Annotated in this window: 12 protein-coding genes and 1 CRISPR repeat array; of the genes, 7 read left to right on the top strand and 5 right to left on the bottom strand. The window is 61.6% G+C overall.

From position 1 onward, the window contains the following. Together cas6f and HF027_RS09545 are read left to right on the top strand one after the other, a co-directional pair. Window positions 1-570 (top strand): type I-F CRISPR-associated endoribonuclease Cas6/Csy4, encoded by a 570-nt coding sequence (cas6f, locus tag HF027_RS09550; RefSeq protein ID WP_168015100.1) that lies wholly within the window; start codon window positions 1-3, stop codon window positions 568-570. Between the two features lie 129 nt (window positions 571-699). Further along, window positions 700-5468: a CRISPR direct-repeat array (repeat unit 28 nt; unit sequence GTTCGCTGCCGCCCAGGCAGCTCAGAAA). Window positions 5469-5643: 175 nt separating this feature from the next. Then, window positions 5644-6225 carry a DUF4202 domain-containing protein gene (locus HF027_RS09545; RefSeq protein ID WP_168015098.1) on the top strand — a complete coding sequence of 194 codons (582 nt, stop codon included), beginning with the start codon at window positions 5644-5646 and terminating at the stop codon, window positions 6223-6225. Between the two features lie 91 nt (window positions 6226-6316). On the opposite strand, the gene HF027_RS09540 is transcribed toward HF027_RS09545, so the two are convergent. Next, entirely contained in the window at window positions 6317-7240 is a 924-nt protein-coding gene (locus HF027_RS09540; protein ID WP_168015096.1) for a glycerophosphodiester phosphodiesterase, read from the bottom strand. A gap of 180 nt (window positions 7241-7420) precedes the next feature. Between HF027_RS09540 and HF027_RS09535 the strand changes: the two genes are divergently transcribed. After that, a complete protein-coding gene (locus tag HF027_RS09535) occupies window positions 7421-7675 on the top strand; it encodes a hypothetical protein (RefSeq protein WP_168015094.1) in 255 nt (84 codons plus the stop codon). Here the strand turns inward: HF027_RS09535 and HF027_RS09530 are convergent, their stop codons facing one another. From HF027_RS09530 to HF027_RS09515, 4 genes are all read right to left on the bottom strand, one after another. After that, window positions 7676-8422 (bottom strand): dienelactone hydrolase family protein, encoded by a 747-nt coding sequence (locus tag HF027_RS09530; protein WP_168015092.1) that lies wholly within the window; start codon window positions 8420-8422, stop codon window positions 7676-7678. A gap of 147 nt (window positions 8423-8569) precedes the next feature. Then, window positions 8570-8896 (bottom strand): hypothetical protein, encoded by a 327-nt coding sequence (locus HF027_RS09525; RefSeq protein WP_168015090.1) that lies wholly within the window; start codon window positions 8894-8896, stop codon window positions 8570-8572. A gap of 185 nt (window positions 8897-9081) precedes the next feature. Next, window positions 9082-10911 carry a translational GTPase TypA gene (gene typA / locus HF027_RS09520; RefSeq protein WP_168015088.1) on the bottom strand — a complete coding sequence of 610 codons (1830 nt, stop codon included), beginning with the start codon at window positions 10909-10911 and terminating at the stop codon, window positions 9082-9084. Between the two features lie 317 nt (window positions 10912-11228). Next, window positions 11229-11768: a hypothetical protein gene (locus HF027_RS09515; protein WP_168015086.1), complete on the bottom strand. Its 540-nt coding sequence runs from the start codon at window positions 11766-11768 to the stop codon at window positions 11229-11231. A gap of 636 nt (window positions 11769-12404) precedes the next feature. Between HF027_RS09515 and glnA the strand changes: the two genes are divergently transcribed. The 4 genes from glnA to glnG all read left to right on the top strand — a co-directional run bounded on the left by glnA (window position 12405) and on the right by glnG (window position 17334). Then, window positions 12405-13811 carry a glutamate--ammonia ligase gene (gene glnA, locus HF027_RS09510; RefSeq protein ID WP_168015084.1) on the top strand — a complete coding sequence of 469 codons (1407 nt, stop codon included), beginning with the start codon at window positions 12405-12407 and terminating at the stop codon, window positions 13809-13811. A 178-nt stretch (window positions 13812-13989) separates the two neighbouring features. Further along, the gene (locus HF027_RS09505) at window positions 13990-14628 is read left to right on the top strand and encodes a DUF4124 domain-containing protein (protein ID WP_245184633.1); all 639 of its coding nucleotides are present in this window, start codon (window positions 13990-13992) and stop codon (window positions 14626-14628) included. A gap of 161 nt (window positions 14629-14789) precedes the next feature. Further along, window positions 14790-15854, top strand: a complete 1065-nt coding sequence (glnL, locus tag HF027_RS09500; RefSeq protein ID WP_168015082.1) for a nitrogen regulation protein NR(II) — start codon at window positions 14790-14792, stop codon at window positions 15852-15854. A 70-nt stretch (window positions 15855-15924) separates the two neighbouring features. Continuing rightward, window positions 15925-17334 (top strand): nitrogen regulation protein NR(I), encoded by a 1410-nt coding sequence (glnG, locus tag HF027_RS09495; RefSeq protein ID WP_168015080.1) that lies wholly within the window; start codon window positions 15925-15927, stop codon window positions 17332-17334. Window positions 17335-17456: the final 122 nt, after the last annotated feature.

Below are 17456 nucleotides of genomic sequence, written 5' to 3'. Positions count from 1 at the left end.
ATGGACCACTACATCGACCTTCGCCTGCGTCCCGATCCAGATTTTCTGCCACCCATGCTGATGGGCGCGCTCTATGGCCGGCTGCATCGGGCGCTATTCGACCTGGACGCGAACGATATCGGCGTGAGTTTTCCAGATCACAAGACCGGCGTGCGAGCCCGCACGCCGGGTGACCGGCTGCGCCTACATGGTAAACACCAGAGCCTGACGCAATTCATAGCGCAACCCTGGCTCGCCGGCATGCGCGAGCTCGTAGAGACCGGCGAGATTCTGCCGGTACCCGACAACGCGTTGCATTGCGTGGTCCGGCGACGACAGTTCAAGACCGGCAATGACAGCCAGGTAAAGCGCTACGCACGGCGTCATGCCATCGACCTCGAGGAGGCGCAAGCCAGGTTCGCGCGCACCAACGAACCACGCATCCCCTTGCCCTTCGTTTCACTCAGTAGCCGATCCAGCAAGCAACGCTTTGCCTTGTTCATTGAGCACGGCGAACCGCAGCCGACACCTATCAGCGGTCACTTCAACCATTACGGCTTGAGCACGGAAGCAACCGTGCCCTGGTTCTGACCCTTTTTTCGAGCGTTGTTATAGAGCTCTGAAAAACAATGAGTTAGCGACGCCTCCGAAAAAAAGGGGGCGTCGCGCTTTACGGCTATTGCTCTTTAACAATCAGGGGTTTAGCTTGAAAAAGCTCTAGTTCGCTGCCGCCCAGGCAGCTCAGAAAGGTCGGCCCCGATACTATCAACAAACTTTCTTGTTCGCTGCCGCCCAGGCAGCTCAGAAAAAAGCTTGTGCTCCCATATCACGTCTTCGAGCGTTCGCTGCCGCCCAGGCAGCTCAGAAATCGCAGTTGGGGCAGCCGTACTTGCCCAGGTGGTTCGCTGCCGCCCAGGCAGCTCAGAAAATCTTGCCCTCGTTGAAGCGCTTGCCGGCGGCGTTCGCTGCCGCCCAGGCAGCTCAGAAAACCCATCGCTCTCCACTCATGTAAACACCCAAGTTCGCTGCCGCCCAGGCAGCTCAGAAAAGTCCGGGTACTCTCGACCCTTGCCGGCGCGGGTTCGCTGCCGCCCAGGCAGCTCAGAAACCTAACCCGAGTGGCTTTAAAGTTATGTCGTCGTTCGCTGCCGCCCAGGCAGCTCAGAAAACGCTGCTCTCACCGCTGTAGTCCTCGATGCGGTTCGCTGCCGCCCAGGCAGCTCAGAAAAGTCTGAGCCGTCAAAGCAGATCGGCTGGTTTGTTCGCTGCCGCCCAGGCAGCTCAGAAAGTATTGCATTTTGGACATGGATCGGACATATCGTTCGCTGCCGCCCAGGCAGCTCAGAAAGCCCTCGATCCCAAGGAGTTGGGCAACGCGGTGTTCGCTGCCGCCCAGGCAGCTCAGAAATTCCTGAGCGGCGGAAAGGGGCGCGATGTGTAGTTCGCTGCCGCCCAGGCAGCTCAGAAACCTCCAGGAACGAGAGAGCCCGGCACGATGGCGTTCGCTGCCGCCCAGGCAGCTCAGAAAGAAGAGCCGTCGCCGGGGTCGCCGATCAGCGGGTTCGCTGCCGCCCAGGCAGCTCAGAAATTCTGGATACCGGCCACCGCAATCACCGGCTAGTTCGCTGCCGCCCAGGCAGCTCAGAAAAATTTACTTGCGTTGATAGTTCTCGTCGTGATGTTCGCTGCCGCCCAGGCAGCTCAGAAATCAATGCACTGGCTGAGGCTCGTATAGCCGAAGTTCGCTGCCGCCCAGGCAGCTCAGAAAGTTTCAGAAGGGCAAGACGCGCATTATCACGCGTTCGCTGCCGCCCAGGCAGCTCAGAAATGGTGGAGTATCGCCGCCGATTTGCCGAGTGGGTTCGCTGCCGCCCAGGCAGCTCAGAAATGTCAACAGCGTCCGTATCCACGTTCAAGCAGAGTTCGCTGCCGCCCAGGCAGCTCAGAAATTGATACTGCGGTGCGCAGCTTTCTCCTGTTCGTTCGCTGCCGCCCAGGCAGCTCAGAAAAGCCGGTGGGGCGGTGGACCAAGATGTTGGCTGTTCGCTGCCGCCCAGGCAGCTCAGAAAATCTCCGGGCTGAGGTTCAGCGTGCTGTCCTCGTTCGCTGCCGCCCAGGCAGCTCAGAAAATGTCGCGACTACGCTGCTCCGAGCGCTCCATGTTCGCTGCCGCCCAGGCAGCTCAGAAATTCCCGGCCGGCGATCACGTCAACATTCCGGTGTTCGCTGCCGCCCAGGCAGCTCAGAAAAACAGCAACATCGGCGCGCGCGGCGTCTGTGAGTTCGCTGCCGCCCAGGCAGCTCAGAAATCGAAGATCGGCCCGATGACGTTGCACAGCGCGTTCGCTGCCGCCCAGGCAGCTCAGAAATCCGGCGCTCTGACCTCTGTGCAAGGCAGCGAGTTCGCTGCCGCCCAGGCAGCTCAGAAATGGCTGACTACGGGCGAGTGAAGGCCGGGGCAGTTCGCTGCCGCCCAGGCAGCTCAGAAATCGGCGAGATGCACCGAGGTCACCTCATGCTGGTTCGCTGCCGCCCAGGCAGCTCAGAAAGACCGGCGAGCCGGTCAATTATGCCGATGCGGGTTCGCTGCCGCCCAGGCAGCTCAGAAAAGCCGACCGGCAAAACGATCCAGGCGCGGCTAGTTCGCTGCCGCCCAGGCAGCTCAGAAAAGCCGACCGGCAAAACGATCCAGGCGCGGCTAGTTCGCTGCCGCCCAGGCAGCTCAGAAATATAGCGAGCGCCCGCTGGCCGGCGTCAGCTAGTTCGCTGCCGCCCAGGCAGCTCAGAAATGTCGCTGGAAGGCCAGCCGCTCGCCACCATCGTTCGCTGCCGCCCAGGCAGCTCAGAAATGCTCGAACAAGGCATCGAGCTGGGCATCGTCATTCGCTGCCGCCCAGGCAGCTCAGAAACCCACCGGACGTACGGAACGCGAGCATGGCAGGTTCGCTGCCGCCCAGGCAGCTCAGAAAAGTATCAGCTGGTGCCTATTGTTTGTCATACGGTTCGCTGCCGCCCAGGCAGCTCAGAAATGCTGGACGGCATGCTGAAATACGGCCGCAGCATTCGCTGCCGCCCAGGCAGCTCAGAAAAGGAGAGCAGAAGAGCCAGCAACAACACGAGAGTTCGCTGCCGCCCAGGCAGCTCAGAAAAGACGGTGCGCAATGTCTTACCCGCCCCAGGTGTTCGCTGCCGCCCAGGCAGCTCAGAAAATCGGGGCAGTCCATCCATTCATCGGGCAACGGTTCGCTGCCGCCCAGGCAGCTCAGAAAAGGTAGCCACCGACCAGGTGATCCACCTGCACGTTCGCTGCCGCCCAGGCAGCTCAGAAAGCGTAAGCTGCGCACCGAACAATCCACGATGAGTTCGCTGCCGCCCAGGCAGCTCAGAAATCCCAGCGGTTGAGCGCGTCACGCAGCTGGCGGTTCGCTGCCGCCCAGGCAGCTCAGAAACGAAGCGGGCATTGGCCGTCCAGATGTCCTCGGTTCGCTGCCGCCCAGGCAGCTCAGAAAGAAATGTCAGTTATATCGACATCTGGGCGCGCGTTCGCTGCCGCCCAGGCAGCTCAGAAAGCCGGCATTGAGTTCGAGGTAGGGGAGAGCACGTTCGCTGCCGCCCAGGCAGCTCAGAAATGATAGCGGCACCAGATGACGTTATGCCGGTCGTTCGCTGCCGCCCAGGCAGCTCAGAAAGACTTGCACCAGCATGCACCAGATGCATTGGCGTTCGCTGCCGCCCAGGCAGCTCAGAAAATCTTTTGCCAGGACAGGAAGGTATCGAACTCGTTCGCTGCCGCCCAGGCAGCTCAGAAAGTGCTGGACAGCGCGGCCCTGACCATCACCGTGTTCGCTGCCGCCCAGGCAGCTCAGAAAGCTACCCGTCCAGGTGCTACCCGTCCTACCGCGTTCGCTGCCGCCCAGGCAGCTCAGAAATGAAGAGGAATGAGACCCTTTGCCCAGGCCAGGTTCGCTGCCGCCCAGGCAGCTCAGAAACTCGGTCTTCTGTACCATGCCCATTGGCTGGCGTTCGCTGCCGCCCAGGCAGCTCAGAAAACAGGTGAAGGGGTAGCTTGCCGGCGCCGATCGTTCGCTGCCGCCCAGGCAGCTCAGAAATACATGTTGACGTATCAAGGGCAGACGCTGCTGTTCGCTGCCGCCCAGGCAGCTCAGAAAACCCCGAGCGGATGCCGGACCCGGCGCGACTGGTTCGCTGCCGCCCAGGCAGCTCAGAAAATCGCGTCGATGCGCGTGGCCTGAGCCTCGGCGTTCGCTGCCGCCCAGGCAGCTCAGAAATTCCCTCTGCGTGCCTCTTGCCGCCTAGTGATGTTCGCTGCCGCCCAGGCAGCTCAGAAAATAGGCAAGACTCGCGTAATGGGTGAGGTGATGTTCGCTGCCGCCCAGGCAGCTCAGAAATGATGGCGGGCCTGAGTGGATGCAGATAATCAGTTCGCTGCCGCCCAGGCAGCTCAGAAATTGGCCTGGCCGTTTAGTCGACGAAAATAGACGTTCGCTGCCGCCCAGGCAGCTCAGAAAAAGAACCGTCAGAAAATGAGTTTTGCGATGTGGTTCGCTGCCGCCCAGGCAGCTCAGAAAATCACATGCTCGTCACGATCCATTGGCAGCCCGTTCGCTGCCGCCCAGGCAGCTCAGAAAGAGCTGCTCGGCGGGTATGTGTTTCGGCGCAAGTTCGCTGCCGCCCAGGCAGCTCAGAAATCGGCGCGCATCGTCGTCACGCCATCGGTGATGTTCGCTGCCGCCCAGGCAGCTCAGAAAGCTGCCGCCCTGGCCATGGCGCACCACCTGCAGTTCGCTGCCGCCCAGGCAGCTCAGAAATGTCGCCCTTAGCTTATCACCGACGCGCCAGCGTTCGCTGCCGCCCAGGCAGCTCAGAAAACCGCCGGGCGCCATGGATACGCGGACGGTATGTTCGCTGCCGCCCAGGCAGCTCAGAAATTCGCGGTAGAGCCTGGCGATGGGGGCGGGCAGTTCGCTGCCGCCCAGGCAGCTCAGAAAACCGCATGGCTGCGCCATGAGACACCGCCCGAGTTCGCTGCCGCCCAGGCAGCTCAGAAGACTCCCAGACGTTGCCGACCAGGTCGGCGATGGTTCGCTGCCGCCCAGGCAGCTCAGAAACGAGGGCGAGATCGACTACAGCACCGGTGTGGGTTCGCTGCCGCCCAGGCAGCTCAGAAAATGGTGTCGGCGATCACCTGGGCGGTGCGGGTGTTCGCTGCCGCCCAGGCAGCTCAGAAAGTCGAGATCGTCGTGCGCGGCCGCCACAAAACGTTCGCTGCCGCCCAGGTAGCTCAGAAAACACCACCCGGCTGATTTTCTCACGGCGGGCCGTTCGCTGCCGCCCAGGCAGCTCAGAAAGTCACGCACCGTGATCTGCATCCAATCGGCGAGTTCGCTGCCGCCCAGGCAGCTCAGAAACGTTCGGCTGAGAATAGAGCGGGCATCGGGAAGTTCGCTGCCGCCCAGGCAGCTCAGAAAATTGATGCCCTCGGGTCACGCAATGATCTGCTGTTCGCTGCCGCCCAGGCAGCTAGAGTGAGTGCTATCAACAACACCGGTGAAAACACCGAGTATGCTATGAGGCGGTCTTAGGTGTTTGCCCCGGTCTTTCATCGTTAGGCTGATTGTCTATTTCCACCAATGGAGTGCTGCCATGACGTCTTCTTTTGATCAGACGCTTGCCGCTCTCGATGCCTTGCATGGGCAAGACCCAAGAAGCGTCGAGGTCGAGGGCGAATCGCTGCCCCGTGAGCTTTGGCATGCGCGGCGGATGAGTGCCTGGCTGGCGAGCCTGCGGGACTCGCCGGATGAGCTGTTGCAGCTGGCGGTGCGCGGTCAGCATCTTAAGCGCTGGCAGGTGCCGCGCGAGGATTACCCCGAAGGCCGGGTGGGGTATCTCAGCTGGCGGCGCGATCAGGGCCGGCGGGCCGGCGAGATCACGGCGAAGACAATGAAAGAGGCTGGTTACTCGGACGAGCAGGCCGAACGCGTGGCGCAAATGATCCGCAAGCAGGGCCTGGGGCGCGATGAAGGCACTCAGGCGGTGGAAGATTGCGCCTGTCTGGTGTTTCTGGAGAACTACTTCGCCGACTTCTCGAAGCAGATAGAGCACGACCACCTGATCCGCATTGTGCAGAAAACCTGGAAGAAAATGTCGCCGGCGGCGCATGAACTGACGCTTGAGCTGCCGATGACGCGGGAGGCGCGCGCCTTGGTAGAAGAGGCGTTGGGATAAGAACGCCGTGGGGCGCTTGGCGCTTTAGCGGTCGCAGCTGGCCCGGCGCAAATGGCCGGGCCGGCCCTATAGAGCGTGGTGAGGGGTGGCCTCACTCGACGATGGCGTTCAGTCGATCGGGGAAGTTGGTGAACATGCCATCGACGCCCCAGTCGAGTAGGCGCTGCATCTGCTCGGGGTCGTTGATGGTGTAGGGGTGCACCAGCAGGCCGTTTTGGTGGGCCTGTTCGACGAAGCTTGCGTCGATCACATCTTCGCCGTCGTAGACGACGTTGGGGCCGATGCCCACGGCGTAGTCGGCGATGGCCTGAAAGTCGGCGTCGGTGATGTCAGCGGGGGCGGGGGTCACGCCGGTCCACTCGGTGAGGCCGTCGCCGTCTTCAGCGGGGGAGTACCACACCAGCTGCACCAGGGGGATATCTGCATTGAGCTTCTGGACCTGCTGCAGGCTGTCGCGGCTGAACGATTGGATGATCACTGAGCCGGAACTCACCAGACCTTCTGCTTCAAGGGTCTCGACCAGGGCGCGCTGCAGTTCCGGGTAGCGTTCGGGCGACTTGGTCTCGATGTAGTAGCGCACGTCACTGCCGTAGCGGTCGATCACGTTGTCCAGCGTCAGCAGTTGGGCGCCGGCATAGGCCTCATCGGCACGCTCGGGGTTGGCCTCGTTGAACCAAGCGCCGGCGTCCAGGGCCTTGAGCGCTTCAAGCGAGTGCTCCTTTACCTTGCCTTCGCCGTCGGTGGTGCGATCAAGCGTCTCGTCATGAATCACTATCAGCCGACCATCGGCGCTCATGTGCAGATCCAGCTCGAGGTAGTCGGCACCCATGTCACGTGCCTGCTCGTAGGCGGCCCAGGTGTGCTCCGGGGCATAGCCGCTGGCGCCACGGTGGGCGATGATCTGGAAACTCTGCAGATCGGCTAGCTGCTGTGCGAGGGCATCGGCCTGAGCGGTGAACGGCGTGAGACCGAGGGCGAGGAGGGCGGTGATAGAGCGTCGAGAGACGTTGTTCATGAGGGCTCTTTAGTTGAATGTTCGAGCAATAACCTAGCGCTCCTTTCGCCAATTGGCAAAGGAGCGCTTCGTATTGCATCGGCCGTTTTTCGACGCAGGCGGCATTGACAGGAGATGTGTGGGCGCCTAGATTGCAAATGACAATCATTATCATTTGTTGCGTCAATCGAGGAGCCTGTCATGCCTTACCAGATCGATACTCGTCTCAAGGGAGCCAACCCCAGCCTGCAGATTCGCGATGCCAGCTCTGGCGCTGTTCGCCTGGCCTGGGAGTATCCGCGCTGCGCGCCACCTGAGGGCGAAGAGGTGGATGAAGAATTGTTGGCCCTCAAGCGTGAAGAGGCCATCCACGAACTGTTCCGGCGTCTGTTCATGCTGACGGCGGAACAGTACCTGGCGGGCGAGGCGAGCGAGGGCAAGGGTACGCCGATGTGATCAGGGAGCCGGTGAGCCCAGTGTTTCCTCGAGCAGGTCGTTGAAGGCATCCCAGGAGTGCTGGTCGGCGCGGGCGTCGTAGCGCTCGCTGCCAAGCACGGTGAAGGCATGCGGGGCGCCGGAATAGACCTGAATCTCGTAGGTGGCGTTGGCGGCTTCAAGCTCCTGGGACAGGGCGGCGACATCATCCATGCTGACCGAGGTGTCGGCGCCGCCGTGTGCGACCAGCAGGGGCGGCATGTCGGCGGAGTAGGACTGCCCTTCGGGCGTGCTGAGACCGCCATGGAAGGTGGCGTAGCCCTTGATATGCTCGGCGCTGCCAGCGCGAGCCAGCTCCAGCACCACGGCGCCGCCGAAGCAGTAACCCATCACCACGGTGTCGCTATCGCCCAGTCGCTGCGACTGGGCGAGCGCCGCCAAGGTGCGTTCGCGCATGGCCTGGCGGTCCTCGTAGAGCTTGGCGGTCTCGGCTTTCTTGGCGGCGGTATCCACCGGGCGGTTGCCGGCGCCGTAAAGGTCGGCGGCAAAGGCGTCGTAGCCCGCGGCGGCCAGCATGTCGACGCGGCGCATTTCGTAGTCCGTCAGCCCGTCCCAGTCATGAATGATCAACACGCTGCCCTTGGGTTCACCCCGGGCGGCGGCGTGATAGCCCTGATAGGGCTGGCCGTTGATCTCGTAATCGACGGCTTGGCCGGCCAGTGCCGGGGCGGCGGCCAGGCTCAAGAGCAGTGAACACAAGGCTTTCATGGCGAGTCTCCGAATCAGGCCAGTGGATTCACTGGCCTTGAGGTGGGATCAAGAGACAAGCATAACCGGACTTGGCTCTTAACGTCCGTGCACACAGTTAGTGCATACAGGAGGTGACGTTACCCTGAGCGGTGAATGTGAGCACACTCAGTCTTCGTCTTCGTCATCCTCGTCGTCGGGTAGCCGGGGCTCGATGCAGCGCATCGTGTCGGGCAGGCGCACCATATCGCCAAGCGCGAGATTACGATATGACTGCTTGCGCTCGCCGGTGCGCGGACTGATCAGGGCGACCACTTCGCCGATGCTGGTGTCGTCGTTGACGTAGGCTTCGACCCGGACCCGAACACTGATGCCCTGGTAGTGGGCGTTGATGATACTGCCGGGGTGTGGGTCGGTGTGTTCGCCCTGGGTGTTGGCGTAGAAGGCGAGCACGCTGTACTGGCCGGGATCATCCCATTCTACGTGTTTGTGCATACTGGCTCTCCTTTTTATGGCGAAGATGGCGATAATGAGGTGTTAAATAACGAATGCTGTTCTTATATTAGCCATTATTTCGGCTAACGAAAAAGCCCACCGCAAGCGGTGGGCTTTTTGATCATGGCGCCGGGGCGCCATGATATTCAAGAGCAGGCGTGCTCAAGGGCGCGCGAAAGGCTTGATCAGCCCTTCTTGGAGCGCTTGCGTTCGTTTTCCTTGAGGTGCTTCTTGCGCAGGCGGATGTGGTTTGGCGTGATCTCGACCAGCTCGTCGCTGTCGAGGAATTCGATGGCCTGCTCAAGGGTGAAGCGGATGGGCGGCGTCAGCACGAGGTTCTCGTCGTTGCCTGAGGCGCGCATGTTATCGAGCTTCTTGGCCTTGGTCGGGTTGACCACCATGTCGTCGGCACGGTTGTTGATGCCGATCAGCATGCCTTCGTAGACCTCGGTGCCGTGCTCAACGATCAGCTTGCCGCGATCCTGCAGGGCGAAGAGGGCATAGGCCAGGGCCTTGCCGGGCACCATGGAGACCAGTACGCCGTTGCGACGCTCGATGGAGGCATCGGGCTTGAGGTCGCCGTAATGATCGAAGCGGCTGGTGAGGATGCCGGTACCGGAGGTCAGGGTCAGGAACTGACCGCGGAAGCCGATCAGGCCACGCGCCGGGATGATGAAGTCCAGACGAACACGGCCCTTGCCGTCCGGGTTCATGTTGGTCATCTCGCCCTTGCGATAGCCAAGCTCTTCCATGATGGCGCCCTGGTGCGCCTCTTCACAGTCGATGATGACTTCCTCGTAAGGCTCCTGCTTGACGCCATCGATCTCGCGGATGATGACCTCGGGGCGGCCCACGGCCAGCTCGAAGCCTTCACGACGCATGCTTTCGATCAGCACGGACAGGTGCAGCTCGCCGCGGCCGGAGACCTTGAATCTCTCTGGCGTTTCGCCCTGTTCGACGCGCAATGCCACGTTGTGGATCAATTCCTGCTCGAGGCGATCCTTGATGTTGCGGCTGGTGACGTACTTGCCGTCACGGCCGGCCATCGGCGAGTCGTTGACCTGGAAGGTCATGGACACGGTCGGCTCGTCGACGGACAGCTTGGGTAGTGCTTCGACGTGGGCCGGATCACAGATGGTGTCGGAGATCGCCAGGGCGTCGATGCCGGTGATGCAGACGATGTCGCCGGCAGTGGCCTTATCGGTCTGCACACGCTCCAGACCCATGTGGGTCATCACCTGGCCGATCTTGCCCTTGCGGGTGTTGCCTTCCTTGGTAATGACGCTGACCTGCTGGCCCGGGCTGATGGCACCGCGCTTGATGCGGCCAAGGCCGATGACGCCGACGTAGCTGTTGTAGTCCAGCGCCGAGACCTGCATCTGCAGCGGGCCGTCGAGCTCGACCTTGGGCGGCTCGACGATATCGACGATGGCGCGGAACATCGGCGTCATGTCGTCGGCGAGGGATTCCGGCTCTTCGCCGGCGATGCCGTTCAGGGCCGAGCAGTAGATGATCGGGAAGTCGAGCTGCTCGTCGTTGGCACCGAGGTTGTCGAACAGGTCGAAGATCTGGTCGATGACCCAGTCCGGACGCGCGCCCGGGCGGTCGATCTTGTTGACCACGACGATCGGCTTGAGGCCCTTATCGAAGGCTTTCTGGGTCACGAAGCGAGTCTGGGGCATCGGGCCATCGACCGCATCGACCATCAGCAGCACCGAATCCACCATCGACATCACGCGCTCGACCTCGCCACCGAAGTCGGCGTGTCCCGGCGTGTCGACGATGTTGATGTGGTAGTCCTTGTCGTCCTTGGTGTCGTGCCAAAGAATCGCGGTGTTCTTGGCCAGGATGGTGATGCCGCGTTCCTTCTCCTGGTCGTTGGAGTCCATGATCCGCTCTTGCCCTTCGGCCTTGCGGTCGAGGGTGCCGGACTGGCTGAGGAGCTTGTCGACCAGGGTAGTCTTACCATGGTCAACGTGGGCGATGATGGCGATGTTGCGAAGATTCTCGATCACGACGGGATCCTGCTGCGAAAATTGGGCGACATTATAGTATCCGGGCCGGTGCCCCTACCAGCGTTGCGCGCGAATTCTCGCCGCAGACAGCGCTGAATCACTGACACTCGGTCTGTTCTGGTCAGTAGTGAGGTGGCGCGATGCTCTCAACTCAGGTCGTCGGCACAGGTACATGGAGTGAGCCAAATGGCCTTCATGAGCGTGCGCGCCAGTCAGAACTCGACGGTGATGCGTGGATACTCACTCGTTGACGCAACGGCACTATGGCGTGATGCCGAAGGTCTGTCATGCCACGAGGAGTTGTCGATGCCGCGGGATTATAGCGGGACTTCCATGATGCGCGCATGACAGGCGCGCAGGCGCTCCACCAGATCCTCGTGGGCGTTTGCGTCGAGGCCGGAGTCGAAACCTCCGATGCGCTCGAACCACTGGCGGGCGACGCACAGGGTACCGGGTGGTGTAGTGATATTCCACAGCCGGCGCAGGGTTGTCATCAATACAGTGGTATGAGGCTGGAAGACCACGGCATCCCATTGCTGGCGCTCGAACAGATCATCAACCTTGCCGAGCCAGCTGCTGTGTTGCCGACCGAGGGGGGAAATGAAAATCAGGATGTCGGCAGAGGTAAGACGGGCGACGGCATTGCTTCGGGCGCCGACGGTGGCATGATCGCAGACGGTGAAACGTCCACCGAAGCGTCGACTCAGGGTCGTCAGGCGTGCGGTTTCGTCGATGCCGATGACCTGAATGTCGACCCGCGAGGGATGCCGTTTCACGGCTTCGCTGAGCGTCGCCAAGCAGCGTGGCAGCTGGGCGCCCATGAGCCGTGTATCAATAATGATGCTATAGGCATTCATCTGCGGTGACGCTCCTGCGTGGACGGGGCAACCGACCTGAAAGGCCGTGTCGCGGAGCAGGATGTCACCGGCTCCAGGCATGCCATTCCATGAAGGCGCCAGCCAGCACTATCATGTGTAATGAAGTGTAGCTTTGAGTTTCACTAAGTAGCAATAACATCTTTAGCTGATATGGAAAGCTTCGAAGGGGAGCTCTGGCTCAGCCAAACTGGTGGGGTGGCTAAGCGTGGTGCTCAGCCATAGCTTCGCTGCATTTTGGTGCACAAGGCGCGGATCGCGAGTCACAATGGTGCACTATAAAGATCCATTGAAGGTGACACACGGTGGAGGTAGAGGATGTCGCTCTGTGCTATCTGACAGGGCACAAGAAAAAATATTTGCCAATCAAAAGGTTATTTTAATGCGCAGGTATGATGCGCCATTTTGGCACGTCCCCTGCATTGCTCATGACACTAACATCTTTGCAGTGACATGATGTTTTTCATGTCCTGTACCGGCGGCCATGGGCCTGACGCTCCTGGCATGGTACAAACGACTCGGCCCCGTTTCGCCATCGCGACGCGCCCGAGGCGTGGATGACCTCGCCGGGCACACGCCAATCATATTAGAGCCATTGCTCATCCTCTGGAGGACACCATGTCTGAGAAGACCCTCGCACTGATCGAAGAACATGACATCAAGTGGGTAGACCTGCGCTTCACCGATACCAAGGGCAAGGAGCAGCACGTCACCATTCCGGCGCACTCCGTGGATGAAGAGTTCTTCGAAAACGGTCAGATGTTCGATGGTTCCTCCATCTCCGGCTGGAAAGGCATCAACGAGTCCGACATGATCCTGCGCCCGGAAGACGGCAGCGCTTACCTGGACCCGTTCACCGAAGACGCCACCCTGGTGCTGCGCTGCGACATCATCGAGCCGGCCACCATGCAGGGCTACGAGCGTGATCCGCGCTCCATCGCCAAGCGCGCCGAGGCGTTTCTGCAGTCCACCGGCCTTGGTGATACCGCCTTCTTCGGCCCGGAGCCCGAGTTCTTCATCTTCGACGAGGTGCACTGGAAGTCCGACATCCAGGGCTCCATGTACAAGATCACCTCCGAAGAAGGCGCCTGGGCCACCGACAGCGCCGTCGAAGGCGGCAACATGGGCCACCGTCCGCGGGTCAAGGGCGGCTACTTCCCGGTTCCGCCGGTGGATAGCTTCCACGACATGCGCGGCGCCATGTGCAACACCCTGGAAGCCATCGGCCAGAGCGTCGAGGTGCACCACCACGAGGTGTCCAACGCCGGCCAGAACGAGATCGGTGTGAAGTTCAACACCCTGGTCCAGAAGGCCGATGAAGTGCAGTCCATGAAGTACGTGATCCACAATGTGGCGCACGCTTATGGCAAGACGGCCACCTTCATGCCCAAGCCGCTGGTCGGTGACAACGGCTCCGGCATGCACGTCCACCAGTCCTTTTGGAAGGACGGCGTCAACCAGTTCGCCGGGGACGAGTACGCCGGGCTGTCCGAAATGGCGCTCTACTACATCGGTGGCGTCATCAAGCACGCCCGTGCCCTGAATGCCTTCACCAACCCCTCCACCAACTCCTACAAGCGTCTGGTGCCGGGCTTCGAGGCGCCGGTGATGCTGGCCTACTCGGCGCGCAACCGTTCCGCCTCCATTCGTATTCCGTACACCGCAAGCCCGAAGGGCAAGCGTGTCGAGACCCGTTTCCCGGACCCGACCGCCAACCCGTACCTGTGCTTCGCGGCGATGCTGATGGCCGGTATCGACGGCATCAAGAACAAGATTCATCCGGGCGATGCCATGGACAAGAATCTTTATGACCTGCCGCCGGAAGAAGGCAAGGCCATCCCCACCGTCGCCGAGAGCCTGGACCAGGCATTGGAGGCACTGGATGCCGATCGTGGCTTCCTGACCGAAGGTGGCGTCTTCACCGACGACATGATCGATGCCTACATCGAGCTGCTGGAAGAAGACGTCGAGCGCCTGCGCATGGCCACGCATCCGATCGAGTTCGACATGTACTACAGCTGCTAAAACAGCGACGGATGGCCAATCGCCGGCCTAGCGTCGGCGTATTGGTGAATCACCAAAGGGGACCGCTCATGCGGTCCCCTTTTTTTTGGGTACACTCGACGTAGCCATTAGCCATTAGCCATTAGCCATTAGCCATTAGCCAGCCATCGATAGGGTCAGTCCCCGGGAGAACAAAAGGATGCTAGTCGAAAGGACAGTCGCCAAGCCCGCCGCCTCAGTTGTCCGGCCGGGCACGTTGATAGCGGTGTCGCTGATACTCGCTCTGATGCCCGTTATCGCCTCGGCCGCCACGGTATATCGCCACGTCGATGAGCAGGGCAACGTCAGCTACTCTGATCGGCCTCAGCGCGGGGAGGCGGTGACGCTTTCGCCGCTGACCGTGGTGCCGGCGCCTCCCCAGGCGTCTTCGCCCTCAGCAAGCAATGGCGCGAGCAATGACCAGCGCAGTAGCAACAATCAATCCGCTGCGCCTCCCTTCCTGCCCTATTCCACCTTTCGTATCGCGTCTCCCAAGCAAGAACAGACGCTGCCGACGGGCTATGCCGGTAATGTCCAGGTCGAGTTATCGATAGAACCTGAGCTGCGGGACGATCATCAGGTGCGGCTGTTGGTCGATGGGCAGGTCAGCCAGTCGGCGCTGCACTCGCCGGTTTTCATGGTCACCGGCCTGGAGCGTGGTGAGCACCAGCTGGTGGCCGAGCTGTTGGATGCCGAGGGCCGGGTACGCCATCGCAGTGAGCCGGTGACGCTCTTCGTGCAGCGCGCAAGCGTCAACCTGCCCCGCAATCCCAACAACGCTGCCAACGCTTCTCCCTGACCCTCGCCGCGCAACAGAAAGGGATGTACTACCCTTCGCCATGCACTAAAGTGGTGCGCTCATCTGATAACGACGTTCCCCTATGCCCAGAACAGCGGCCTTTGTAAGGCTGGCGTGGTTCTTGCAAAGCAATAGGGAATGCTGACCGAGCGAAGTGCACCATGTATCAACGTCTGCTGGAGCATCTAAGTGCTGCCGTTCTGTTGTTGGACGGCGATCTACGGGTGCGCTGGATGAATCCCGCCGCGGAGGCACTGCTGGCCGTCAGCCTCAAGCGTGTGCGCGGTACTTGCCTTGAGCCACTGGAAGGCATCGAAGGGGCCATTGCCGAGGTGCTGTGCAAGGCCCGTGATGAGCTGCATCCCTTCACGCAACGTGAGGCGGTGCTGACCAATGGCAGCGGTGAGGTGATAACGGCCGATTTCACGGTGACCCCGCTGTCAAAAGAGGAGCTGTTGCTCGAGGTCGAGCCCCGGGACCGCTTGATGCGCATCTCCCGCGAGGAAGCGCTGATTGCTCGTCAGCAGACCATCAAGACGCTGACGCGTGGCCTTGCTCATGAGGTCAAGAATCCGCTCGGCGGGATCCGCGGTGCGGCACAGTTGCTGGAACGCGACCTGCCGGATCCATCGCTCAAGGAATTCACCCGCATCATTGTCGAGGAGGCAGACCGGCTGCGTGACATGGTCGACCGCATGCTGGGCCCCAATCAGCCCGTCCATGACGCCCTTTTCAATATTCATAAGGTGCTTGAGCGAGTGCGTTCGCTGATCGTCGCCGAACACCCGGATGTAGAGCTGGTGCGTGACTATGACCCGAGCCTGCCGGAGTTTCAGGGCGACGAGTCGCGGATGATTCAGGCGGTCCTCAACATCGCACGCAATGCGGTCGAGGCCATGGATGATGCCCACACCACGACCCCCAGGCTGACCCTTCGCACCCGCGCCCGGCGCCAGTTCACCCTGGGGACCGAGCGCCATCGTCTGGTCTGTGAAGTGGCGATCATCGACAACGGCCCGGGGATTCCCGAGTCGCTTCGTGAGACGCTTTTTTTCCCGATGGTCTCCGGGCGCGCCGAGGGCAGTGGCCTGGGGCTGTCGATCGCGCAATCGATTCTGCACAAGCATCAGGGGCTGATCGAATGCGACAGCGAGCCCGGTGCCACCGAATTCCGGTTGCTGGTGCCGCTGGAGCCGTCGCCGGATCGCCAGGGTGACCGCCCATGATGGCCACTATCACGTCTCTTGCTGCTCACACTTTTCTTACTGATCACGTCCTTATCCCGCTGGAGGCATCATGACCGACCCCGCGCGTATCGTTATCGTCGACGACGACCGTGCCATCCGTTGGGTGCTGGAGCGCTCCCTGGCACAGCCGGATCTTTCGGTCGAGAGCTTCGAACGAGGTGATTCGGCGCTCGCCAGCCTGGAAAAATCGCCTCCCGATGTGCTGATCACCGATATTCGCATGCCGGGGCTCGATGGCCTCGAGCTGATGGCACGGGTCCGCGAGCTTTATCCGGACCTGCCGGTGATCGTGATGACCGCCCACTCGGATCTCGACAGTGCCGTGGCCTCCTATCAGGGCGGCGCCTTCGAGTATCTTCCCAAGCCCTTTGATGTCGATGAGGCACTGGCCCTGGTGCGCCGCGCCGTCGCCCATGCCCGCGAACGTCAGCGCCCCTTCGAGGCGCCTGAAGGCCTGGGGGCCGAAATCATCGGCGAAGCGCCGGCCATGCAGGAGGTGTTTCGCGCCATCGGCCGGCTCTCGCATTCGCATATCACTGTATTGATCAACGGCGAGTCCGGCACCGGCAAGGAGCGTGTCGCCCAGGCCTTGCACCAGCACAGCCCACGGGCTGGCAAGCCGTTCATCGCCTTGAACATGGCGGCGATCCCCAAGGATCTGATGGAGTCCGAGCTATTTGGCCATGAGAAGGGCGCCTTCACCGGTGCCGCCGCTCAGCGCCGAGGTCGCTTCGAGCAGGCCGACGGCGGGACCCTGTTTCTCGATGAAATCGGCGACATGCCACCGGATACCCAGACCCGGCTGCTGCGCGTGCTGGCCGACGGCGAGTTCTACCGGGTCGGTGGTCATGTCTCGGTGAAGGCGGACGTGCGCATCATTGCCGCCACCCACCAGAACCTCGAGACCCTGGTCAGTGATGGACGCTTTCGCGAGGACCTGTTTCATCGCCTCAATGTGATTCGCGTGCATCTGCCGACCCTTGCCGAGCGCCGCGAAGATATTCCGCGCCTGACGCAGCACTTTCTTGCCGAGGCGGCCAAGGAGCTGTCCGCCGAAGCCAAGGTACTGACGCCGGAGGCCGAAAGCCATTTGGCGCGGCTGCCCTGGCCCGGCAATGTGCGCCAGCTGGAGAACACCTGTCGTTGGCTGACCGTGATGGCCTCCGGCCGCGAGGTGATGATCGACGACCTGCCGCCGGAGCTTCGCTCGACCGAGGGCACCGAGGTGGCGGCCGGCGACTGGCGCAGCGCCTTTCGTGAGTGGGCCGATCGTGCCCTGGCTGCCGGGCAGACGCATCTGCTCGAGGAGGCGGTGCCAGACTTCGAGCGCATCCTCATTGAAACCGCGCTCAAGCATACCGGTGGGCGCAAGGGCGAGGCCGCCGAGCTGCTGGGTTGGGGGCGCAATACACTGACCCGTAAATTAAAGGTGCTGCTGCCGGCACTGGCTGACGACTGAGCACGTCATGGAACGGGGGCGTCATACACGCGCTTGATAAGGGCCGGCAAACTAAAGGTGCTGCTGCCGGCGCTGGCCGACGACTGAGCGCGTCATGCAATGGAGGCGGTAAGCGGTAGATG

The organism is Halomonas salinarum, assembly GCF_012062845.1.
Classification (GTDB): domain Bacteria; phylum Pseudomonadota; class Gammaproteobacteria; order Pseudomonadales; family Halomonadaceae; genus Onishia; species Onishia salinarum.
Note: the sequence above shows the minus strand (reverse complement) of the source record. Positions and strands in the feature narration are given on the sequence as shown.

Bases quoted from the DNA above. Each gene is read 5' to 3' on its own strand.
- cas6f (WP_168015100.1), top strand. From the start codon at position 1: ATGGACCACTACATCGACCTTCGCCTGCGTCCCGATCCAGATTTTCTG.
- HF027_RS09545 (WP_168015098.1), top strand. From the start codon at position 5,644: ATGACGTCTTCTTTTGATCAGACGCTTGCCGCTCTCGATGCCTTGCAT.
- HF027_RS09540 (WP_168015096.1), bottom strand. From the start codon at position 7,240: ATGAACAACGTCTCTCGACGCTCTATCACCGCCCTCCTCGCCCTCGGT.
- HF027_RS09535 (WP_168015094.1), top strand. From the start codon at position 7,421: ATGCCTTACCAGATCGATACTCGTCTCAAGGGAGCCAACCCCAGCCTG.
- HF027_RS09530 (WP_168015092.1), bottom strand. From the start codon at position 8,422: ATGAAAGCCTTGTGTTCACTGCTCTTGAGCCTGGCCGCCGCCCCGGCA.
- HF027_RS09525 (WP_168015090.1), bottom strand. From the start codon at position 8,896: ATGCACAAACACGTAGAATGGGATGATCCCGGCCAGTACAGCGTGCTC.
- HF027_RS09515 (WP_168015086.1), bottom strand. From the start codon at position 11,768: ATGAATGCCTATAGCATCATTATTGATACACGGCTCATGGGCGCCCAG.
- glnA (WP_168015084.1), top strand. From the start codon at position 12,405: ATGTCTGAGAAGACCCTCGCACTGATCGAAGAACATGACATCAAGTGG.
- HF027_RS09505 (WP_245184633.1), top strand. From the start codon at position 13,990: ATGCTAGTCGAAAGGACAGTCGCCAAGCCCGCCGCCTCAGTTGTCCGG.
- glnL (WP_168015082.1), top strand. From the start codon at position 14,790: ATGTATCAACGTCTGCTGGAGCATCTAAGTGCTGCCGTTCTGTTGTTG.
- glnG (WP_168015080.1), top strand. From the start codon at position 15,925: ATGACCGACCCCGCGCGTATCGTTATCGTCGACGACGACCGTGCCATC.